Here is a 21,093-nt window from a genome sequence, read left to right as displayed (position 1 = left end):
TCCTTAAAATGTCGGCGGGGTCGTAATCCAAAGCACCGTAGCTGTGCTCTTACCCGCATTTTTTATAAAATGGGTGTGCTTGCCGGAAATATAAAAGGTTTCACCCTTTTTTACCAGCAGCTCTTCTTCGTTGTAAACCAAATAAATTCTGCCCTGCAAAACATATCCGAATTCTTCACCGTCGTGTGGATCGATAATTTGCGATTCTCCCTCTGGATCAATATCCAAAAGTATTGGTTCCATCTCATTTTTCTGAGCATTGGGAACGATCCAGTGCACCGTGGTTCCAGCTCGTTCATCAATAAAGAAATCTTCATCAGTGAATACTAGCTTTTCTTCTTTTGTCTCTTGAAAAAAATCTGATAAGGATGTTCCAAGTGCTTCCAGAATATCATTTAGCGTAGACACACTGGGACTGGTCAGATCACGCTCTACCTGACTAAGAAATCCTTTTGTCAGCTCACAGCGACTCGCCAACTCTTCGAGTGTTAATGCGTTTTTTATTCGCAGTTGTTTGATCTTTGGCCCAATATCCATGTGCATCCCTCCCTGTTTAGTATTACTAAACTTACTGTTAAGTATATGAAAACAATTCTATTATACTCAGATTACCTGTAAATGCAATATATACCAAATAAAAAGTTTAATATATTAAACGAAAATAACATAAAATCCCATTTTTTGCATATATTTTTGCGTATTGACTTTGGTAGAGTATAAGCAAGCAAAGGAAGTGCCTTTGCTGATAGAAATAATTTCCCCTAATTATCTCTATACATTCTATCCCCTTAATAATAATTTTTGTAAAAGAGCCCCTCCCCTTGGGCTCTTTTACATTGAAAAAGCCCTTTAATTTAAAGGGCTTTTTGCTTGTTATGATTTTTTGAATTTTATTAACTAATCGATTTGTCAGAAGTGTGTTAGAAGTTGTTGCCAAAATAAACAAAACTATACCGTATTACACGGACTTCTTATTATATAAATGATATTTCCAAAACATCTAAAAGCGCAGAGCTCATTAGTAATCAGTACCATTATGTTTCATGATATCTTTTGATTCTGAACTATTGCGTAAGGATTGAATAGGACAGATATTTAGCATCGTATGGTTCATAAATATAAGAAATCATCAAAAATCATTTAAAATGAATTTAAAACTTTGCATAAGGGATTCAAAACAATACATACGAAATTCAAAATTAGCTATAATCAGGTAGCACCTTTACTCTGAAAGCGATAAAGTGATAATATAGAAGTATAGAAGGAGATGATCCCAATCGATCATGCAGAAGTTACACCAGCAAATTACATAAAGGAGGGAGTGTCATGAAAATAAAGCTTGCATCGTTACTTGTTATGATAGTGCTGCTTTTTGGTTGTTCTTCATCGCTGAATATATCTGATTTTGATGATACAAAAGATATTGCAGTAATGAATGATATCCTTACGGAAAAATCAAAAAAGCTCAATTTCGAGTTAACTTCTATTAAAGAAAAAGAAAAGGAATATATTCTTTCTTATAAACATGAAGATGGTTCCGCTTTAAAATTTATCTATAATAAGGAACAGCAAATAAAAGCACTGGAGTTTCTCAAAAACGGAGAACAAAGAAAAGCAGCAGAAGCTTTTGGGAAAATCACTTTTTCGACGTTGGATGTGTTTCAGGATCTGAGGGAAGATTTTGATGTCTATCAGAATCTTATGAGTGCCTACCCGAATGGAAAAGGCACCTATTCTCTAGGAAAAACCCGTTATGGTGAATGCGTAGTCCGAAATCAAGATCAAAAATTTGTTATAAGTTTTGATCATCAATAATAGAAAGTGCGCCTCTGAAGTTAAAAGCTTACAGGAGGGGCGCATTTTATATCTCATAATATACTTAAAAGCATATAGAAAACTATAAGAAAGAGAAAACTGGGGTTTTGATCGTAAGGGAATAGCAGCTAGATATAATCGATTTTTCCTGCCTTCGTCCAATACATGATACCAAAAAAACATTGTATAAAAGCTTTTTCTTCATTGCGTTATAACATATAATTTACATCCATACCTTTATTGAATGCCGCTATTCATTTAAGCAAGCCTATAATTATTTCATAAACTGTCCTTATATAAAACACATTAAGATATACGACCGGCATATTTCGCATCAGCAATCCGTTTCTCATAATCCTTTACATCATATTGCAACATTTCATAATCTCCTACCTTTTGATGATTTTCACAATATCGCTTATAAGCATATCCATATTTATGAAAGCATACTGCCTTATACATAATATCAGCCTCATATCGCATTGCTTTAAAACCAAATACATGATTCTCCAGAAAATCTTTAAATGTGTATAGCTCATTCATGTTTATCACCTCTATGACTGATTATACCTTTGAATCTTACACTATACATGTAAGAAATAGATATGGTAATTTTTGGCATCCAATACGTTTAAAAACCATAATTATATCGTAATTCTGCCTATCTATTTTACAAATGTATCTGGCAATTTTAATTAAAAAAATACCGTTTCTCTGAATATAAAAGAATCATGATACATTCGGATAAGCATTTCTGCCGCTTTTCAAATATCGGAAAGTTTATGATTGGATTTGATCACCTATAAAATCTATACACGCAAACTGATAACAATTACTATTTCTTTAAGTTCGATACAAAAAGCCATATAACGTTCATGATAAAGTTTCAAAATCATAAACGCTATTTTCAGCATATAAAATGAAAATAAGCCTGAATTCTGGATAACAAAAAAAAGTGTTGTTACTTTCACACAATTATCCAAATTCATGACATACTCTGACTGTATTATTTTCGTATAGTATTACCAGGCAGAGAGATCTGCCGATCCTATCCCCTTAAATTTTTTCATACTTTTCTATCCCCTTAAATTGAAGAAAGGCTGCTAACAGGCAGCTTTTCTTTTGAATGAGGCATTAAATAATGAATCAAGCATTGACCTTACGTTTACGGATGATACTCCTCTGTAATATTTTTCAACCAATCATCCTTTATTATAAAAAGATGCAGATGTTCCTCTTTGAGATCATATAGAAATTTTTATCCGCACTCAGCTGCTGATTGAAATTACAAGCCTTATGATCAATCTGCTTGCCTGCTGGAGATTCCAGCAAATAGACTGAAACAATCAATCTTACCTATATAAAGTGGTACAAAAAAATTACATCATTTTCGCTTGCTTCCGCAAACATTCGTATTTTTCTTTCTAAATAATCTTTTTCACACAATTATCCAAAATCATGACATACTATGACTGCATTATTTTCGTATAGTATTACCAGGCAGAGAGATCTGCTAACCCTATCCCCTTAAATTTTTTCATACTTTTCTATCCCCTTAAATGAAAGAAAAACTGCCCCCCCCCGGCAGCTTTTCTTTTTCTTTTATGACGCCCTTAGAGAAACTGCTGATCTGGTAATCCCAGATAGAGAACAGTTTTGATATCGCAGTTTTGAAATAAGTTCTTTCGCCGAAACGGCTGATACATGACTATCACATGCAGATGTTCACTCGTATAGGCATGATTCTTGGTATTTCCCTTCACGAGCATATCACTGCGTGCCTTCCATCCAAACTGTTCATAAAAAGCAACACAAGAAGGATCGCAGGTAAAGATACCAAAATCAAATTCCGTATGATGATCCCTGAGCCATTTCATAATCGCTTCCATCAGCTGCTTACCATAACCCTGTTTCCGATCATTCGGATGTACCGCCATACACGTTAAGGATACAACATAAAACATTTCATCATCACTATGGATGGTTTTGCGAACCACTCCAGCATATCCGAGCAGCTCAGTTCCTTCATATAAACAGAAAGAATAAACATGCAGATCATGCCAATGTACCGGTAGTTCTGTCTTTGAATCAGGCCACACCAACTGTAAAAGCGAAACGATATCTAATTTAGTAAGCTGCGGAAGCTTATCATAATCCTGAGTGAGTATGTTCACAGTAAAATTAGTTAAAGCAGCTTTGTCAGGAAATAAGGAAGCTGTTTCTTCCACCAAACCCAATCATGGGCGGCATCTATTCCCCAAAAATCCGTCCATACCGGTATCTGTTTTACTTTGAATACAGCTTCCAGCTGTCGAGTGCTCACGATCATATCATCTTCCCATTCACCCTGGCCGCAGCACATGATAATTTTTCTCTTCTGAAACATTTCAATGTAGGGATGATCCAACGGCAGATTTTGCATATAATCAATTGGCGAATTGATATATACCAGATCGTCCATATAGTTCTCAAAGAAGAAATCTGCACGGTAGATGCCGCTCAAAGACAATACCATATCAAACAGATCCGGGCGGCGCAAAAAGAAATTCATCGCATGTGCACCACCCATACTGCATCCGGTTGTTAAAATTCCGGTTGGTTTCAAATCGTCATTCCCTCGGGTGCTTATCGCCATAATCTGTGGAACGACTTCCTCTGTTATGTAGCGATACCAAGCCTCATGAAGCAAAATTCGCTGACGCGGATCACCGTTTTTATTAGACCATGTTTCCAGATCAATGCTGTCAATACAGAAAAATTGAATTTCTCCGCGGTCGATCCATTGCTTCGCAGCCTCGATCATACCGAAGTTTTCATAGTCATAAAATCTGCCGTCCTGTGCGGGAAACACCAGACACGGTTTTCCTCGATGTCCGAATATCTTCCACTCCATATCGCGCTGCAGCTGTTTGCTGAATTGCTTCAAATATTCAATTTTCATCTGCTTCTCCCCCTGCCCGCTGTAATCGCTGAACAAATGCTATAAATTGATGTACTTCTTGCTCGGTTTCAAACAGCGCTGCATAGCTGTCATTTCCCATTGCCTGACTCAATATGTCCGGCATTCGCTCCTGCATAACCATTGCTTCCCCATACACGCTCATAATTTCCTCATGCGTTTTTTGATACTGCTTGCCATCACGGCGTGACGCATAGGCACAGTAATAAGGCCGTTTGCTTACAATATCTGTATGATTTTTACTTACCATGTCGGCATAGATCTGATAAACGTCCACTCCGCTCGCATAATTCATCATCTCCGGTGTATAGCCTCCCGGCGGACGCATATTTACCTCTAATGCAACCAGATCACCTTTTTTCCCCATTCCTTCCTTATCGTTCAACAAACGGAAAAATTCAAGATGGAAAAAGCGTCCTTTGACTTGAAACGCATTCAGTGTCCGCCGACCGATTGCCACGACATCCGCTGCCGGAACTCGATCGGTATAGTAACTAAGATGATTCCCTTCATTGACCACATTCATAATCGGATCCGGAAAGATATGACTGGTGTCAAATACAACATGACCATCCTGATCAACAATACCATCATAAGATACGATCATACCGTGAATATACTCCTCCATAATGTAAGGGACATCCGGCAAATTTTCATAAAATTCATCCAATTCTGAGCGCGTATTGATTTTAAATGTTGCATATGCGCCTACGCCGCAGTCGGGCTTTACCACGACTGGATAGCCGACCTTATGAATAAACGCCAGATCCTCCTGCAAGCTGCTCACCATATGCCAACGGGCACATGGTATATCGGCTTTTTCATAATATTTCTTCATACAGGATTTATGCTTGTAAGCATTTATACCATCAATCATAATTCCCGTCTCGATATGAAAATCCGTACGCAGCTGTGCATCATTTTCCAGCCAATATTCATTATTGGATTCCAGCCAATCGATCTTGCCGTAACGGAAGGTAAAGAAGGCAACCGCACGCATTACCTGGTCATAGTCCTCCAGAGTATCAACCTTGTAATATTCGCGCATCGCCGTTCGGCATTCCTGCGGCAGCTGATGATAGGGGGCATCGCCAATTCCCAACACATTGACACCGTTTTTCAGAAGCCGTTCACAGAACTGATAATAGATATACGGGAAATAAGGAGAAATAAAAATAAAATTCATTCCCATCACCTCTTCTTTAGTATAATTGTAACATTAAAAAAGAAAGGGAAAAAGCAAAATCGCGCGTTTGCTTTATTTCCCCTGGTATTGATGAGAGTCGCTGTATTCATAAAGCTGAGATACGGTCACAAGCTGATATCCCTGTTCATGTAATTCATCGATCAATATAATCGCAGCTTCCGCACTGGTCGCATATAAGTCGTGCATCAAAATAATATCCTTGTCCTTTACGGTATTCATGACTCGGTTTACGATGGTTTTGGTATTACGGCTTTTCCAGTCTTCAGTATCGAGAGTCCATGTAACGATACGCTTATTCCGGGCGCATGACAATACATTGTCATTACGAGAGCCATATGGAGGCCGGATCACACTTGGATATTGATTCGTAATCTTGTGAATCGTTTCCTGCGTATGCATAATTTCTTCTTCAATTCGCTCTTTGGAAAGGGTCGTAAGCTGTTTGTGAGAATAGGTGTGATTTCCGATCTCACTGCCTTCCATGATCATGCGCTGAAGCAGATCAGGGGCATTGCTGGCACGATTTCCCAACACAAAGAAGGTTGCTGCACTGTTATGTTCCTTCAAAGCATCCAGAATCGCTTCCGTATATTTTCTGGTAGGTCCATCATCAAAGGTCAGCGCTACCATTGGCTGCTTGGGATCAATGACGCGCACCGGTTCATTCAGGACATCATCATATGGTACAAATACCGTTTTTTCTTCCTTCTCAAGATCGGTATAAGGAGCTAATTTATCAAAACTCATAGAAAAGGAGACGCCCTGATCAAACAGCGTGCCAGGATTAAAATAGAATACGAGCTTATCCTTCTGCAATACAAATTCTTGATAGTTTTGGGTAACCGGAGAAATGCCGATCCGAAAATCAGCCCGTTTACATTCTTCAGGATATTGTGACTGAAAATATTGTCTGGCTTGTTTGGATACATAAGGCAGAAAATCATCCTCAAATAAATCGTCCAAGTCAAAGAAATCATCTTTTTCAATATCATAGTGCAGCGTCTGACTGATTTCCTTATTATTATATATATGTTCATAAATAAGCAGTCTTACTGATAAATACCGCTTATCCTTCATGTAACTTTCAAAGTTAATATTCAGTTCCGGGGCGCTCTCCCCCCGATAGTTCTCGGTATCTTTCTTAAAATCGCTTTTTAGTTTCCGGATTTTTTGAGCGATTTTGGTATCCAGCTTTTCATATCCGGTTTTGGGATAGCTGACACTTGTTACTGCTTTCGTGCCGATATGAAGCTCAGCCACTTCCGAACCGATTTCCTGATGAGGATTGGGATTTTCCTTAAGCGCTTGTTTAGAACATCCTGACATAAAAAAAGTCATGCATAAGAGTATGATTATCCGCTTTTGTTTCATCTTTTCACCTTTTTCCTTATAGTATATGGGTATTCAGGATAAAATAATGCCCGTATGATAATAAAAAAATTGTATTTATTCCTGATTCGTTATATGATAGTACAGTACTTTTAAAGGTGGTATCTACATGACAGAAAGACAAGAAATTATTAATATCGCCGTAATCGCGCACGTCGATGCGGGAAAATCTACCCTAGTTGACGCATTTTTACGACAGAGCGATGTCTTCCGCAGCAACGAAGAAGTTGTAGACTGCGTGATGGACAGCAATGATCTGGAACGTGAGCGCGGTATTACGATCTATTCCAAAAACTGCAGCGTTATTCATAACGGTGTAAAAATCAATATCGTCGACACTCCGGGACATGCCGATTTCTCAAGTGAAGTAGAACGTATTATCAAAACCGTCGATACGGTTATCCTGCTGGTTGATTCCAGTGAAGGACCGATGCCGCAGACGCGATTCGTATTATCAAAATCTTTAGAAATGGGACTTCGTCCGATTTTGGTGATCAATAAAATCGATAAGAAAGATCAGCGTGCTCAGGAAGTAGTGGATGAAGTTTATGATCTGTTTTTAGACCTGAATGCTACAGATGAACAGCTTGACTTCCCAATTCTCTACGGTATCGCGAAGCGGGGAATTGTTCAGTACGATATGGATACACAAAGCGATAATATCGATCCGTTGTTTGAGACCATTCTGAAACATACTGAACCATATCCAAATATGGATGAGGAACCGTTACAGATGCAGGTCAGCGCATTGGCTTATGATGACTACATCGGCCGTTTAGGCATCGGCAGAATCTTTCAGGGAGTTCTGCGCGAAGGCGAACCGATCCTAATCTGTGACGCTGATGGAAATCAGCGATCTAAACAGGTCAACCAGCTATTTGTTTATCAGGGATTAAAACGGGTAAATGTTAAGGAAGCACATAGCGGTGACATTGTTGTATTTGCCGGAATTGCCGATATCTCAATCGGTGAAACACTCTGTGACAAAGAACATCCTATGCCGATGCCAAGCATCAAAATCGAGGAACCGACCTTATCGATGAACTTCATTGTCAATAAATCTCCATTTGCCGGTAAATCCGGTAAATATGTTACGTCCCGCAATTTGAAGGAACGCTTGGAAAAAGAACTGGAAGTGAATGTTGGCTTACGGGTTGAACCGACCGACAGCGGTGACTGTTTCAAAGTCAGCGGACGTGGTGAATTGCATATTTCCATCCTGTTGGAAAATATGCGCCGTGAGGGTTATGAGGTTGCCGTGTCTAAGCCGGAGGTTATCCTGCACAAGGACAGCCAGGGCCATACGGTTGAGCCGATCGAAGAAGTAATTGCGATTACACCGAGTATCTATGCCGGTACAGTAATTTCCAAACTGAATCTTAGAAAGGGCGTTATGATGGATTTAGTTGAAGAAAATGATTACAGTCGTATCACATATCATGCTCCGACTCGCGGACTGCTGGGTTTCCGCAGTGAATTTATCAACGATACCCACGGTGAAGGAACCCTGGTACGACGGATTCAAGGCTATGAACCTTACAAGGGGGAAATTCCGCAGCGGGTAAACGGAGCCTTGATCTCTACTGAAACCGGAAAGGCTATGACTTATGCACTCTGGAATATTCAGGAACGCGGACAGTTGTTTATCAGTCCGCAAACAGAAGTATATGAAGGAATGATCATAGGAGTAAGCGCTCGTAACGTGGATATGGATGTCAACCCGCTGAAGAATAAAAAGCTAACCGCAATTCGTTCCAGTGGAAATGATGAAGCGATGCGTTTGACTACACCGAAAACGCTGACGCTGGAAGAAGCGCTGGAATTCATAAATGACGATGAATTGGTCGAAATTACACCAGATACGATCAGACTGCGTAAAAAAGGCTTGAAACCACATGAACGACGTCAGTTCTATCGTGAAAAAGTAGCTCAGGATATCGTATAGAAAAAAGATCTGCATTTCAAACGTGCAGATCTTTTCTTTGCTTAATTAAGATTCCAAGCTTGAAACCGCTGTTTCATCAGGAAAGGATTTGATTTTGTGAGCATATGCAAACAGCAGAATCAGCACAGCTCCGATCCAAGCAGAGCCTTCTGCAAAGTATACGCCGTTAGCGCCGAGATACCGCGGTAATATCAGGGCTGCGCCTATTCGCAAAACCAGTTCTGCAACTCCTGACAGCATTGAAAAAAAGGTATTTCCCATACCCTGCAGTGCAGAACGGTATACATGCAGAATATATAACACCCAGAGCAAACAGCACATTACAAATAGATAGGAATATGCAATATTCAAGACCCTGGCAGTATCCTGGGGATTGCCAGATACAAACAGATTCAGAAAATACCGTCCAAAGGGTATCAAAAATGCCATCAGAAAAATAGCTATGGCAATTCCAATCCATCCGGTAGTTTTTACCCCCTGCTTAATTCGTTTAAATTTACGCGCGCCAAGATTCTGTCCCACATAGGTTGCCACGCCATAACCAAGTGAAGTTGCTGCAAGCTCCAGAAGACCGTACAGTTTGTTGGTTGCGGTAAAACCAGCAACATACAGAAAACCAAAACCATTTACTACACTTTGCACAACCATGCCGCCTACGGAAATCACAACGTTTTGAAAGGCGGTCAAGGAGCCCATGGAAACCAACCGGATAATCACCTGTTTATCCAAATGAAAATCCTCACGATGCAGGTGGATCATGGACAGCCGACGAATCGCAAAGAAACAAAATATGCTGGAAAATGCCTGCGCAATGACAGTAGCGACCGCTGCACCGGGCACACCCATATGAAATACGATAACAAACAGTATATCCAGAACAATATTGATAACCGCCGCGACGATCATCGCATACAGCGGTGTTTTACTGTCGCCCATTGCCCGAAGAATCGAAGAAAACGTATTGTAGGCGGTAATGACCAGAATACCTGCAAATACGATATATAAATATTGCAGGGATAAATCCAAGATATTTGCCGGAGTTCTCAGCAACACCAGAATAGGCCGAGCGGAAACAAGCGCCAAGCCGGTCAAAATAACTGCCATGAATACTGCCAACATATATGACATAGCAATCGCTTTGCGTAATCGTTTTTGATCGTTCGCCCCAAAACAGTGAGAAATTAAAATGGAAAACCCTTGTGTAAAGCCTAGAACGATACCTAAGATCATCCAATTCAGCCAATCAGAAGCACCAATTGCTGCCAATGCTTCCACACCAACTCCTCGCCCCACGACCATCGTATCTACCATGGTATAAAACTGTTGACAGGCCGATCCCAGCATCAGCGGTATCGCAAAGCGCACAATCAGCCGTGCCGGTGATCCCTTTGTCATATCTTGGATGATTGCTTCCATTTAATCCCCTCCTTTCTCCTTTACCTTCAGCACACCGTTTACAATGATCTCAGTTGTTCTATCTCAGGATGATAATCCACCATAGATAAGGTTAAAACTGGAAAAGCTTATCCAGCTTGTATATGCATCATACACAGCTGTTGAATTAATTCCAATAGCACTCTCTAATCAACGAATAATTGATGATTCACCAGAAATAGGACTTTTCCTTTAGCTTATCTGCCTTACAAAAGCATTATGAACGCTCTATCCTTGGAATGTAAATATCATTCAGATTCGTACTTCTATCCCGTTAACACTATAAAAACATTTGCATGATCACGATTTTGATTCTGCTGTCAATCCTAAATACTTGATATACAAATAGGTAATCTTTTCTGGCTGATTATGGGATTATTTTATCACACGCATCCGGTTGTTTCCATCTAAAATATTTTACAAAGCTTATCATAAAAAAAGCCATCGCTTTCGCTGATGACTCATTTGTTTCCTTCTTCCATTTTCCGCTGGCGATGATGGGCAATATTTTTTTCATAGAAACGCTCTGGCACATTGATCAAAAAATTGGATTTTTGGGTACGATATCGATGAATCAGAATCATCGTCACAAATAATCCGCCGACGCAGGCAGACATCATATCTGTAATGGTATCATGCACCCCCTGCGTATAATGGTTGATTGCATCGTTATTGAAAAAGATCAGCATCGCATATTCATAAAACTCCCAGATAACCGCAATCGCCAGATTCACTGCATTGACAAAGACCAAAAGCAGGTGATAATCCTCTTTATTTTGAGCCTGCCGGACTTTCTTAAGAATAGAAAACAGCATGATCGCAAGCAGGGTCGCGAAGATTCCCGAACACAGGTGCACAACCTTGTCAAAATAACGAACCGAATAGCCACCCAGACAACTGCCGATCAAAGAGGCAAAATACATGAAGCAGGTTCCTAATACATAAATCTCATAAACCGGTTTCCAGCGAAATATCTTGAAAACCACAGGAATAATAAGCAAACAAAGCACTGACACGACGGTCATCCCGACGCGATTCCAATTCTGTTCGAAAAAGCCGGTAGCAAAGCTGTACAGCAGGGTCAATATATAAATTACGAGAACGATCAGATATAGCAATTTTACATTTATTTTTCGTTTATTCATGTGTACGTACATCTCCCAGCATACGAAGCTTCAGATCCAACAGTTTTTTACTGAGATCCACATAATACGTCTGCGGATATTCAAAGCGGAATATCTCATCCCATAGGGTATCCAATTGTGCTTTTGCATAATCGCGAATTTCACTGAGCTTTGGAGCCTCGTAAACCAACTGACCATTCAGAATTATCGGAACCAACAGATCACGTATTTCATAGGTTCCTTTTTCCAAAGTCTTATGCTTCCAGGTATTCATCGGATGATAGATAGTTAGATCCTCATCCTCATTTAGAACCTCATCCGCTAATGTCATCAGATCGGCTAAAGCTTTTCCGCTTTCTTTATCATAGATGCGATATAGGTTTTTAAATCCTGGATTTGTCAGCTTTTCAACATTTTCACTGACCTTGATCTTTGGAATGACCTGATCACCGTCGAACAGTGCGCTCATTTTATAGACACCGCCGAAGACCGGCGTTGAGCGGGAACAAATCATATTTTCTCCTACACCAAAGGAATTGATCTGAGCACCTTGTTCAATCAGACTTTTGATAATATATTCATCGAACGAATTACTCGCGACAATTCCGCAGTCCTGCATATCGGCTTCATCCAGCACTTTGCGAATTTTTTTAGACAGATACGCAATATCACCGCTGTCAATGCGCACACCGGCTAAGCGATGACCGGCAGGCTCCAGCACCTCCTTAGCAACACGAACCGCGTTTGGCAGACCGCTCTTTAATGTATCGTAAGTATCTAACAGCACCGTACAGCTATTTGGATAGGTTTCCGCATAGCATTTAAATGCTTCATATTCACTGTCGAATGACTGTACAAAGGAATGTGCCATTGTTCCCAGGGCGGGTATATCAAATTTTTCACCGGCATAGGTCGTAGCGGTACCGGTCACTCCGCCGATAAATGCAGCTCGCGCACCGTATGTCGCCGCATCAAAATTATGGGCGCGGCGGGCTCCAAATTCCATTACAGCCCGTCCTTTCGCCGCCCGTACAATGCGATTGGCTTTCGTTGCGATCAGTGTCTGATGATTGATTGCCAAAAGCAAAGCAGTTTCGATCAGCTGTGCTTCAATGATATTTGCCTTTACCCGAACTAATGGCTCATATGGAAAAACCGGAGTTCCTTCAGGAATCGCATAGATATCACCGGCAAAAATGAAATGTCTTAAATAACCTAAAAAGGGTTGTGAAAATTTATGAAGCGAGTCCAGATAAGCAATATCATCATCTGTGAAATGAAGATTTTGAATATAGCCGATCACTTCCTCCAGTCCTGCAAAGATCGAGAAACCTCCGTTGTCCGGATTACGGCGGTAAAACAAATCAAAAACCGCAACCCGGTCCTTTGCTTCACTGTTGAAATAACATTGGCTCATGGTCAATTCATAGAAATCCATTACCAGTGATAAATTTCGTTCATCCCGAAAATCAAATTTATAATCAAGCCCTTCCATCTTTATAACCCCTTTTCTACGGTTTTACAAAGCTCAATGCCGTTCATTTTCATATTATTCAAAGCAAATAGGTTGCATGCATTTACATCATGTATATCATCAATATGATAGGTATCCACCATATCCACCGGTATGATCACACGTCCGCTGCGGTTTTGATCGTTTAACCATGTACGCATACATAAAGCAAACTGCATAACACATATATCCGTACAGCAGCCGGTCACGATGATATCTTCATAGTCAGAGAGCGAGTCTTTTAGAAAATCCTGCCATCCATCACTGATAAAACCATTGGTGCTGTTTTTTTCAAGGATTCTTTCAGCATACGGCTTCAATTCCTCAATAATCTCACTTTCTGAAGTACCTTTAACACAATGCTTTGGATAACTAGCAAATTCTACTGCGCTATCCGTGTGACAATCTGCAAAGAAAATCCGGCTGACACCGCTGTCCAGCAGCTGACGAATCGGTGCGGCAATGTCTGCAATCGCCGCATCATGCAGAGCTCCCTCATAGACAAAGCCTTTAACCATATCAATTACAATAACAAGCGGTTTATGAAGCTGTGACAGATATTTATTTTCTAAAATGCCTAAACTCTGATCATGTACTCTTGCCATATCTTTCTCCTCATTTTTTATCTTGTTATTATTATAAGGATTTTTTGTAAGAAAGTAAAAGGGTTTCCTTAGGAAACCCGCAAATCACGCATGTGTACAGCAGCTGTAACCATTCCATTTTGACCGATGACTACTCGATCACCAGATATTTCCATTACTTCATAAATCTGCTGATAGACAAAGGACGCCAGCGCTTTACCTTCAATATCTAAGGCACCCTCCACAACTCTTACCCGATCTGTTACTCGGATTTGATTAGACAGCGTGGGTGATGTATCCTGTTTGCAGATATCATGAATATGAAAAGCAGTATTCAACCCGCCACCCAGTACTACTCGGTCATTCCCAATCTCAATCACTGGATAGGTATGATGCAGAACAGCTTCTATCAACGGGACTCCATCATAGGATCGATTAACGATAACGTTTACCATATCACCGATCTTTAAATAAGTTTCTTCTTTTTGAAGTGGATGGATCAGCGAAGGATAGTCTATCAGCGCATAGTTCATATCAGTTCTGAGACTACTTCCGTTGACCTTGCCATTACTGCTGTACTGCCACATACCATAGGGAAGATCATAAGTACAGGCGGCTGACCACTGTGCCACCCACTTATCAAAACGATCCAATCGGGGAGATCGCAGACGGTTTTTAAGCCAGTCCAGATTTGCATATATTCCCGCATAATAGCCTGCCTCTTCTACCCGTTTACAGAAATATTCACAAATTTCCTGATATACTTCATTGGATGGGTTACCATTATTTTTCTTCCAGTAATCACTGTCCTCCATATCGATATAGACTGGATATGATGGATGCTTTCCAGCAATGCTGGCAAGCATACCTGCTACTTCCTGTTCTGCCTCTTTTAAATTCCGGGCATAGCTATAATGGTAAAATCCATATGGCATCTTCTGTACTTCACATTTAGCCACAGTCCTGCGAAACTGTTGGTCTTCATAATACATCCCATAACTGGTACGAATGATGATAAACGAAACTCCACTCTGCTTTATTTTCGCTACATCCAATTCACCGTTATGCTGTGATACATCAATTCCCCGAATCATTATTTGTCCTCCTCATACATGCATGTTTTAATTTTTTGTTTCAACATTTCATCCTGAATACACTGATTCATCAAATTCAACATAAGCTTTTGCTGCTCTCGTTCTGACTGTTCTTTGCGAACCTTTACAGCATTCTCCAAAATATGCAGTTCCTGCTTCAGCATACTGTACCGTTCGGCTTCTCGTTCCAGTTCTTGAATTCTTTCTTTCAGAAAAACGACACGAAGCTCTGCATTCTTACGCCTTTCATTCACTTGATTAAATCGATGCCTAGTTATCATTTTCTGTGTAATCAAGGCCATAACGCCATGAATTTGTGAATCATCCAGTCCCATCAGTTTCAACTGCTCTTTCATAGTTCCACAACCTAACCTTCCTTTTTCCAAATCATAGCCATTATTCAAGACCAACGTGTTGGAAGTTCTATTTTAGCTAATATCGTCAACAGATGCTTCAAAGCTTTTTCTACATCATCATAAATTTGCGATTTATCTCTGCGAATGCCTTCCTTCATCGTATAAATCATTGACATCTTCTCAAATGTATAATTGTGAATAAAGCGTTGCTCAATCAAAGAAAGCTCCTGTTCATCTAAAAGCATAAGAGCTTCTTCTATATGTGTATTCATAATGCATTCTCTTAAATATAGCAAGTATTGTTCCTGATCAACACTAGGTTTCTCATGTAGTTCCCGCTGCTTTTTTTGGTATTCTTGTTGATAAGATCCATAAAGATATAGTCGATAGCGAAGCCGTTTAATTTGTTCATTCAACATTCTGCATCTCTCCCTGCGTTTCCCAAATAAGACACATTGTCGAGAAAGAAAAATCCCCCGCAGAATTTTCTTCCCATATCTTATCTGGCAATCACATCTTACTCCTGACAGTTCTAATATGTCAACCCATTCAAGACACAATTATTAACTGTGTCTTGAATACGTACATACATAATGTTACAATAAAATGGAAAAGATGTGAGGGATAAATATGTCAACATATGATAAACAGATTTATGAACACTTGGGTAAACGGCTACGGCAGCTTCGCAAGGCTAAGGGTTACTCTCTCGCCCAGGTTGCCGAACGTTTAGGCAAAACCAAAAAAACGGTGCAGCGATATGAAATGGGCATGCACCGCATGGAAATATCAACGATTCGACAACTCGCTGATTTATACGAAATCAGCTATGATGAACTCATGCAGGATATCCAGCAGAAGATGAGTATGCCCAAGATATATGGTGATCATCAAAATAATATTGATTTTCTGTCGGATAAACCAGAATTACTTTCTTTGTATCAGGACATCTGTGAGAAAGAAACACTAGCACTTTTATTTGATTCTGCGAAAGATCTGGAACCATCTGATTTGGAAATGGTGCTGACAATCATCCGCGGAATCCGCAAAGAACGAGGCATAGATTAGAGGTAGTATATGGATGAAATAGGATTTGAGGATTTTTGTGCACAACATGATATTCTGATTCATTTTAATGATCAGCTCAGCACCCGGATACGCGGTTTTTGCTATTACGACGGTGCTTATTATCATGTCATCATCAATTCTCGTTTTACAATCTATCAGCAGCAAAAAACCTTTTTTCATGAAGTAATACACATTATGGAAAATCATTTCAGTTGTGACCCTGATCATCAGGATCAATGCGAACAGCAAGCTAAGGAGCTTGTAAAAGAAATAATGGAGCAATTCTCTGATGTGATTACAGGATAAGAGAAAAAATTTGAAAGATGAAAAAGGCTGTCAGATAAGGAACGATCAGCATAGTTGATATCGAAATCAGCAGTAGTTTTCGTCCGTATTCACGATAGATTGCATTCAGCGTCATGACGCATGGGATACTCAGCAAAACATATAACATAAAGCAGAAAGCACGCAGTTTCGCTAGGCGGTCTGTCCACAGTTCGGATATCGCGTGGACCAGCGAGTCACTTTGCTTTTCATAACCGCCAATCGTAACCATATTGACCGCACTGTCCTTCACAGCGCTGCCCAGCTTTACCGCCAGAGTACGAGTATCTTCCCATAAATTCCACTCATAGGTTACATCACTTTTAGTTTTCAAAAGCACTTGATCCAAGAATCCAACCACGGTCTCTTTAGCAATCACACTGCCTGGTAAAGATGCCACCGTTTCCCATCGAGTGCCAAATCCAAGCGGCTGATATAGTACGCTCGCACTGCGCCCAAACGAAGCAATATAACTGCTTTCGATGTTTCCTTTTGGAAAATATGAAATCACCCAAATTAAAATCATCGCCCATAAGACTACATTCGTGGCCTTTTTTATATAACCCTTTACCTCCAACTTGACCTTATGAAAAACTGTTTTTAACTTTGGAACGCGGTAAGGCGGCAGTTCCAGGACAAATAGATCATGATCCTGAAAGGTTTGAAACCGACTGAAAATCATTGCTAAAAGCAGGGCCAGAAGAATCCCGATCGCATATACCGTAACAATCATCAACCCCGCTTTCTGTTTGAAAAACGCGGCCGCAAACAGCACATAGACCGGCAGCCTCGCACCGCATGACATAAAAGGTATCAAAACTGCGGTCAGCTTTTTCTGCCGTTCATTATCCAGCGTACGAGTTGCATAAACCGCCGGAACGTTACAGCCAAAACCAATTAGTAAAGAAACAAAGCTTTTACCGCTGAGGTGAAAATTACGCATCGCCCGGTCCAGTAAAAAGGCAATCCGCGACATATATCCGCTTTCCTCCAAGATCGCAAGCATGAGGTACAAGAAAGCCATCAGCGGAATAAATACCAGAACTCCGCCTACGCCTGCGATGATACCGTTGACAACCAGTTCTCGAAGCACTTTCGGTGCCCAGCTCAGCAGTAAATAGACATACTTGCTGATATATTCATGAACGGTATAATCGATAAAGTCATTCAATGGGGCACTGCCATGAAAAACAAACAGCAAAAGCAACGAAAATAAAAGAAAGAACAGCGGCAACCCCCAAAATCGATGCAGAAGCAGTTTATCTATACGCCGCGTTTTTTCCAATCGCAGGTCTTCATTTTCTTTTACATATTTCATCAGAGAATGAATTACCTCATAACGTTTTTCTTTCATTACTGCTTCACCGAATGGTTCCAGCTTCTGCTTGAGCTTCTCTTCATCAATTCCCCATGTACGAAACTGCAGGGCGGTTTCACGATCACCCTCACGTATTTTCGTGATCATGTCACAAATCTGTTTATCCTCCAGCTTTAAAAAATGCGGTATATGTTGTTCCACGTAATGAAAGAGTGCTACATATTTTTCATAATCAACATCTGGTAAAAGCGGATAATAGAAAACCGTTTTTCCGCTTTGATCGATAATCTCCTGTTGAACATGTTCATATTTAGAAGCATCATAAGCACTGGCCGCAATCACCGGAATCTGCAGCCGCCGCGACAGCTTCTGTATTTCAATATGAATGTGATAGCGATCAGCTTCATCCATAAAATTCAGTAAAAGAATCATCGGTACCTGCAGTTCCCGCAAAAGGAGCGTCAGATAGAGATTTCGCTGAAGATTAGTTGCATCTACAACATTAACGATACAATCCACTTTTTCCTGCTTCAAAAACTGTGATGTGATAATTTCTTCATTTGTGATGTCATCCAGACTATATGTACCGGGAAGATCAATCAAGTGATAGGAATCATCCTGCCATGTCACTGTGGCTTCCTTACGTTCTATTGTTACTCCAGGCCAGTTGCCGATCTTGAAATCCGCATGAGACAACGCATTAATCCAGGCACTCTTACCGACATTGGGATTCCCAACAAATGCAATCGTATATTCCTTCATATCTTACCCCTCCCGCGTAATCTCAATATTCTGCGCATCACTTCGGCGTAGAATCAAGAGATTGCCGCAGACAAAATACTCCAATGGATCTCCTAAGGGTGCAAGGCGTTCCATACGTATTACCGACCCCTTGTATACTCCTAAATGAAGCAGCCGGCGCTGATATTCCTCACTGAGATCAAGATGTGTGATTCGCGCTTTTTCCCTTGGTTTTAATTCTGTCAGTTTCATTGTTATCACCAATATCAGCATAACGAAACCTGTTTAAAAAAAAGCACGAATACCGATGAACGATTGCAGGAATTTTCGTAAATTCTTAACATATGATATAGGATGGTAAAAAGGCGGAATGACTCCACCTTTTCTATGAATTCATTAAATCTGTGTTATACTGATTTCACATTATTCTCAACCATTGCCATGCTTTTGATAATACTATTATACGTTTCTACTTACAGGCTCAAGTATTTGATCGATAATAAGTACAATAGCTTCATTGCACTTGACGACGGTTTTAAGTAGGAGAAGCATAGATTTCAACAATCTCTGCAATCAAAACATCACTGTTCATCTGATGCATTCGCTCGCTTTATACTTTGTGTTCCATAATAAAATGAAATGACCACAGTAAATACTGTCATGAACTGTTGTTCCTGCACTACCTGTATGATAGAAAGATAGGCAAAGACAAGTGTCAACACCAATGTCACAATGCTCTTCACATTCATCATTTTCAATAATTTTACTTTCATCTTGTCACCCCCTTATAGTCCAAACATTTGATTCTTTATATCAGTAATAACCACATAAGGTACATATCGATCTCCCTCTTTGAAATTTGTAAAGTCAATACTTTTCCCTCCAATTTTTTCTAGCCGATCAAATACTTCTTGTTTTTCATCTCCGCAAACAATCATACGGTGAATCCAGGAGGTGTTGTAATTATTATCATTAGGATTATCATCTTTGGTAATGGATACCACATCATCAATAGCATATTTACATGCAAACTCCCTGTTTATGATTGTAATAGTTATGACTTCCATATCATCTTATTGATTGCTCCGCAATCATTTAAGCAACCCGTTCCCAGAGAAATTTTGTGATGTACGGAGGCAGATTACCACTATCACCCTTTCCAGATACACTTGTCATCCATAAAGCCCACCAAGTCTTAAAAGTTGTATTTTCTGAGCCGCCATAATTACTGTTTATGCTATATCCCTTGAAACTATATGGACCACCCGAATTAGGAATCGGTGTACCATGGGAATGTTCCTGGAGCTCCTTGCTTCCTCCGATTTTATTAACACTATTGAATTCATCTTGATTCTCATCTACTCCGACGATCATACGACCCTTTATTCTCTGCCAGTGAGTACCCGAAAATTTCTGATTTGGATCAATTCCTTCAGGGAAGGAAGCAAAATCACCAATCGCATACATGCACGCTTCCTTTCCATTTATCATATACATCATATAGAAATCCTCCTTTTTAAGTAAATCTTCTGAATTCTTAATAATTTAACTTATTCAAAAGTTCCTAGCAGCACTATAAAATTAAAAATACTTATATTTCACTAAAATCTAGCAAGAATGTAAAACTTTCATATATGGTGAATCTCTACTTTATTATTCCTATTTTAATATGATTAAAAAGTTAACAACTTCTTCAAAACTATTTTAAATGAAACCATTATTTTCTATATCACACTGAAAGTAAAATATCCTTGCATTATCACGATTTTCTAATCCAAAAATACTTGACCTGATAAGGCTGCATATTATTATGAGCCAGATTTTCACCGCCAAGACTGAAATTTACAATACCAATTGAAATTGCGCCTGCGTTAGTTCCTGCAAGATTTCCATATCGACTGCATCGATTACCAGGTGAGAAACTCCCGCTAGCTCCAAATAGATTTGTAGCAACCCCCGCATTATGAAATTCTAATCGACCAGTCACATTAGGTAAATTCTTTACTGTTAAATTCTGCGTTTTCGATCCGCCAATGGAATTTATTGTCTTAAAGTCTGAATCAGTACTCATCATACCTACCGGAACTCTTCCAACGCACGTCATTTCCCATTTTGTTCCCTTATACATAACCGCAGGATTTTCAGCAATATCGGTTAAAATAATATCACCAATACGATAAGGACAAGGATGGATTCCGCTTAAACATTTCATTGTCATGGTC

General features: G+C 39.9%; 23 protein-coding genes. 4 read left to right on the top strand and 19 right to left on the bottom strand.

The genetic code is table 11. The features are described 5' to 3' along the window. Window positions 1-3: 3 nt before the first annotated feature. Window positions 4-537, bottom strand: coding sequence for a helix-turn-helix domain-containing protein (locus tag GSF08_RS09780; RefSeq protein ID WP_160625624.1), 534 nt, complete (start codon window positions 535-537; stop codon window positions 4-6). Between the two features lie 789 nt (window positions 538-1,326). On the opposite strand from GSF08_RS09780, the gene GSF08_RS09775 reads away from it, so the two are divergent. Next, complete coding sequence (locus GSF08_RS09775; protein WP_160625623.1) at window positions 1,327-1,815, top strand: hypothetical protein; 489 nt, start codon at window positions 1,327-1,329, stop codon at window positions 1,813-1,815. Between the two features lie 306 nt (window positions 1,816-2,121). Here the strand turns inward: GSF08_RS09775 and GSF08_RS09770 are convergent, their stop codons facing one another. The 5 genes from GSF08_RS09770 to GSF08_RS09750 all read right to left on the bottom strand — a co-directional run bounded on the left by GSF08_RS09770 (window position 2,122) and on the right by GSF08_RS09750 (window position 7,352). Then, window positions 2,122-2,358, bottom strand: coding sequence for a hypothetical protein (locus GSF08_RS09770; RefSeq protein WP_160625622.1), 237 nt, complete (start codon window positions 2,356-2,358; stop codon window positions 2,122-2,124). Window positions 2,359-3,428: 1,070 nt separating this feature from the next. Further along, window positions 3,429-4,043, bottom strand: coding sequence for a GNAT family N-acetyltransferase (locus tag GSF08_RS09765; RefSeq protein ID WP_160625621.1), 615 nt, complete (start codon window positions 4,041-4,043; stop codon window positions 3,429-3,431). Then, a complete protein-coding gene (locus GSF08_RS09760; RefSeq protein WP_160625620.1) occupies window positions 4,001-4,756 on the bottom strand; it encodes an esterase family protein in 756 nt (251 codons plus the stop codon). Before GSF08_RS09760 ends, GSF08_RS09765 begins: the two co-directional genes overlap by 43 nt. After that, complete coding sequence (locus GSF08_RS09755; protein ID WP_160625619.1) at window positions 4,746-5,960, bottom strand: ATP-grasp domain-containing protein; 1,215 nt, start codon at window positions 5,958-5,960, stop codon at window positions 4,746-4,748. The genes GSF08_RS09760 and GSF08_RS09755 overlap by 11 nt, the downstream gene beginning before the upstream one ends. 72 nt (window positions 5,961-6,032) lie before the next feature. Then, window positions 6,033-7,352 (bottom strand): polysaccharide deacetylase family protein, encoded by a 1,320-nt coding sequence (locus tag GSF08_RS09750; RefSeq protein WP_160625618.1) that lies wholly within the window; start codon window positions 7,350-7,352, stop codon window positions 6,033-6,035. 127 nt (window positions 7,353-7,479) lie between these two features. On the opposite strand from GSF08_RS09750, the gene typA reads away from it, so the two are divergent. Then, window positions 7,480-9,315: a translational GTPase TypA gene (gene typA / locus GSF08_RS09745; protein WP_160625617.1), complete on the top strand. Its 1,836-nt coding sequence runs from the start codon at window positions 7,480-7,482 to the stop codon at window positions 9,313-9,315. A gap of 45 nt (window positions 9,316-9,360) precedes the next feature. On the opposite strand, the gene GSF08_RS09740 is transcribed toward typA, so the two are convergent. From GSF08_RS09740 to GSF08_RS09710, 7 genes are all read right to left on the bottom strand, one after another. Continuing rightward, window positions 9,361-10,731, bottom strand: coding sequence for an MATE family efflux transporter (locus GSF08_RS09740; RefSeq protein ID WP_160625616.1), 1,371 nt, complete (start codon window positions 10,729-10,731; stop codon window positions 9,361-9,363). 479 nt (window positions 10,732-11,210) lie between these two features. Beyond that, window positions 11,211-11,894 carry a DUF2238 domain-containing protein gene (locus GSF08_RS09735; RefSeq protein ID WP_249806059.1) on the bottom strand — a complete coding sequence of 228 codons (684 nt, stop codon included), beginning with the start codon at window positions 11,892-11,894 and terminating at the stop codon, window positions 11,211-11,213. Then, window positions 11,887-13,368: a nicotinate phosphoribosyltransferase gene (locus GSF08_RS09730; protein ID WP_160625614.1), complete on the bottom strand. Its 1,482-nt coding sequence runs from the start codon at window positions 13,366-13,368 to the stop codon at window positions 11,887-11,889. Before GSF08_RS09730 ends, GSF08_RS09735 begins: the two co-directional genes overlap by 8 nt. 2 nt (window positions 13,369-13,370) lie before the next feature. Next, window positions 13,371-13,991 carry a cysteine hydrolase family protein gene (locus tag GSF08_RS09725; protein ID WP_160625613.1) on the bottom strand — a complete coding sequence of 207 codons (621 nt, stop codon included), beginning with the start codon at window positions 13,989-13,991 and terminating at the stop codon, window positions 13,371-13,373. A gap of 68 nt (window positions 13,992-14,059) precedes the next feature. Then, a complete protein-coding gene (locus GSF08_RS09720; protein WP_160625612.1) occupies window positions 14,060-15,064 on the bottom strand; it encodes a glycoside hydrolase family 25 protein in 1,005 nt (334 codons plus the stop codon). Beyond that, window positions 15,064-15,420, bottom strand: coding sequence for a hypothetical protein (locus tag GSF08_RS09715; RefSeq protein ID WP_160625611.1), 357 nt, complete (start codon window positions 15,418-15,420; stop codon window positions 15,064-15,066). Before GSF08_RS09715 ends, GSF08_RS09720 begins: the two co-directional genes overlap by 1 nt. A gap of 44 nt (window positions 15,421-15,464) precedes the next feature. Further along, entirely contained in the window at window positions 15,465-15,839 is a 375-nt protein-coding gene (locus GSF08_RS09710; RefSeq protein ID WP_160625610.1) for a hypothetical protein, read from the bottom strand. A gap of 211 nt (window positions 15,840-16,050) precedes the next feature. Between GSF08_RS09710 and GSF08_RS09705 the strand changes: the two genes are divergently transcribed. Both GSF08_RS09705 and GSF08_RS09700 read left to right on the top strand, forming a co-directional pair. Beyond that, window positions 16,051-16,488, top strand: coding sequence for a helix-turn-helix domain-containing protein (locus tag GSF08_RS09705; RefSeq protein ID WP_160625609.1), 438 nt, complete (start codon window positions 16,051-16,053; stop codon window positions 16,486-16,488). A gap of 9 nt (window positions 16,489-16,497) precedes the next feature. Continuing rightward, entirely contained in the window at window positions 16,498-16,794 is a 297-nt protein-coding gene (locus tag GSF08_RS09700; protein ID WP_160625608.1) for an ImmA/IrrE family metallo-endopeptidase, read from the top strand. Here the strand turns inward: GSF08_RS09700 and feoB are convergent. From feoB to GSF08_RS09670, 6 genes are all read right to left on the bottom strand, one after another. Then, window positions 16,784-18,892 (bottom strand): ferrous iron transport protein B, encoded by a 2,109-nt coding sequence (feoB, locus tag GSF08_RS09695; RefSeq protein WP_160625607.1) that lies wholly within the window; start codon window positions 18,890-18,892, stop codon window positions 16,784-16,786. The two genes, GSF08_RS09700 and feoB, sit on opposite strands and share 11 nt — an antisense overlap. Window positions 18,893-18,895: 3 nt before the next feature. Further along, a complete protein-coding gene (locus tag GSF08_RS09690; RefSeq protein ID WP_160625606.1) occupies window positions 18,896-19,123 on the bottom strand; it encodes a FeoA family protein in 228 nt (75 codons plus the stop codon). Between the two features lie 329 nt (window positions 19,124-19,452). Further along, window positions 19,453-19,644 carry a hypothetical protein gene (locus tag GSF08_RS09685; RefSeq protein ID WP_160625605.1) on the bottom strand — a complete coding sequence of 64 codons (192 nt, stop codon included), beginning with the start codon at window positions 19,642-19,644 and terminating at the stop codon, window positions 19,453-19,455. Between the two features lie 12 nt (window positions 19,645-19,656). After that, the gene (locus GSF08_RS09680) at window positions 19,657-19,938 is read right to left on the bottom strand and encodes a hypothetical protein (RefSeq protein WP_160625604.1); all 282 of its coding nucleotides are present in this window, start codon (window positions 19,936-19,938) and stop codon (window positions 19,657-19,659) included. A 28-nt stretch (window positions 19,939-19,966) separates the two neighbouring features. Continuing rightward, complete coding sequence (locus tag GSF08_RS09675) at window positions 19,967-20,371, bottom strand: phage baseplate protein (RefSeq protein ID WP_160625603.1); 405 nt, start codon at window positions 20,369-20,371, stop codon at window positions 19,967-19,969. 259 nt (window positions 20,372-20,630) lie between these two features. Beyond that, window positions 20,631-21,089, bottom strand: coding sequence for a phage baseplate protein (locus GSF08_RS09670; RefSeq protein ID WP_160625602.1), 459 nt, complete (start codon window positions 21,087-21,089; stop codon window positions 20,631-20,633). Window positions 21,090-21,093 lie beyond the last annotated feature (4 nt).

This window comes from Copranaerobaculum intestinale (assembly GCF_009831105.1).
Lineage (GTDB): Bacteria > Bacillota_I > Bacilli_A > Erysipelotrichales > Erysipelotrichaceae > Copranaerobaculum > Copranaerobaculum intestinale.
This window is presented reverse-complemented; position numbering and strand designations above follow the sequence as displayed.

Bases quoted from the DNA above. Each gene is read 5' to 3' on its own strand.
- GSF08_RS09670 (WP_160625602.1), bottom strand. From the start codon at position 21,089: ATGACAATGAAATGTTTAAGCGGAATCCATCCTTGTCCTTATCGTATT.
- GSF08_RS09700 (WP_160625608.1), top strand. From the start codon at position 16,498: ATGGATGAAATAGGATTTGAGGATTTTTGTGCACAACATGATATTCTG.
- GSF08_RS09750 (WP_160625618.1), bottom strand. From the start codon at position 7,352: ATGAAACAAAAGCGGATAATCATACTCTTATGCATGACTTTTTTTATG.
- GSF08_RS09690 (WP_160625606.1), bottom strand. From the start codon at position 19,123: ATGAAACTGACAGAATTAAAACCAAGGGAAAAAGCGCGAATCACACAT.
- GSF08_RS09675 (WP_160625603.1), bottom strand. From the start codon at position 20,371: ATGATGTATATGATAAATGGAAAGGAAGCGTGCATGTATGCGATTGGT.
- feoB (WP_160625607.1), bottom strand. From the start codon at position 18,892: ATGAAGGAATATACGATTGCATTTGTTGGGAATCCCAATGTCGGTAAG.
- GSF08_RS09725 (WP_160625613.1), bottom strand. From the start codon at position 13,991: ATGGCAAGAGTACATGATCAGAGTTTAGGCATTTTAGAAAATAAATAT.
- GSF08_RS09715 (WP_160625611.1), bottom strand. From the start codon at position 15,420: ATGAAAGAGCAGTTGAAACTGATGGGACTGGATGATTCACAAATTCAT.
- GSF08_RS09705 (WP_160625609.1), top strand. From the start codon at position 16,051: ATGTCAACATATGATAAACAGATTTATGAACACTTGGGTAAACGGCTA.
- GSF08_RS09775 (WP_160625623.1), top strand. From the start codon at position 1,327: ATGAAAATAAAGCTTGCATCGTTACTTGTTATGATAGTGCTGCTTTTT.
- GSF08_RS09755 (WP_160625619.1), bottom strand. From the start codon at position 5,960: ATGAATTTTATTTTTATTTCTCCTTATTTCCCGTATATCTATTATCAG.
- GSF08_RS09740 (WP_160625616.1), bottom strand. From the start codon at position 10,731: ATGGAAGCAATCATCCAAGATATGACAAAGGGATCACCGGCACGGCTG.
- GSF08_RS09780 (WP_160625624.1), bottom strand. From the start codon at position 537: ATGGATATTGGGCCAAAGATCAAACAACTGCGAATAAAAAACGCATTA.
- GSF08_RS09735 (WP_249806059.1), bottom strand. From the start codon at position 11,894: ATGAATAAACGAAAAATAAATGTAAAATTGCTATATCTGATCGTTCTC.
- GSF08_RS09710 (WP_160625610.1), bottom strand. From the start codon at position 15,839: ATGTTGAATGAACAAATTAAACGGCTTCGCTATCGACTATATCTTTAT.
- GSF08_RS09720 (WP_160625612.1), bottom strand. From the start codon at position 15,064: ATGATTCGGGGAATTGATGTATCACAGCATAACGGTGAATTGGATGTA.
- GSF08_RS09680 (WP_160625604.1), bottom strand. From the start codon at position 19,938: ATGGAAGTCATAACTATTACAATCATAAACAGGGAGTTTGCATGTAAA.
- typA (WP_160625617.1), top strand. From the start codon at position 7,480: ATGACAGAAAGACAAGAAATTATTAATATCGCCGTAATCGCGCACGTC.
- GSF08_RS09730 (WP_160625614.1), bottom strand. From the start codon at position 13,368: ATGGAAGGGCTTGATTATAAATTTGATTTTCGGGATGAACGAAATTTA.
- GSF08_RS09685 (WP_160625605.1), bottom strand. From the start codon at position 19,644: ATGAAAGTAAAATTATTGAAAATGATGAATGTGAAGAGCATTGTGACA.
- GSF08_RS09770 (WP_160625622.1), bottom strand. From the start codon at position 2,358: ATGAATGAGCTATACACATTTAAAGATTTTCTGGAGAATCATGTATTT.
- GSF08_RS09760 (WP_160625620.1), bottom strand. From the start codon at position 4,756: ATGAAAATTGAATATTTGAAGCAATTCAGCAAACAGCTGCAGCGCGAT.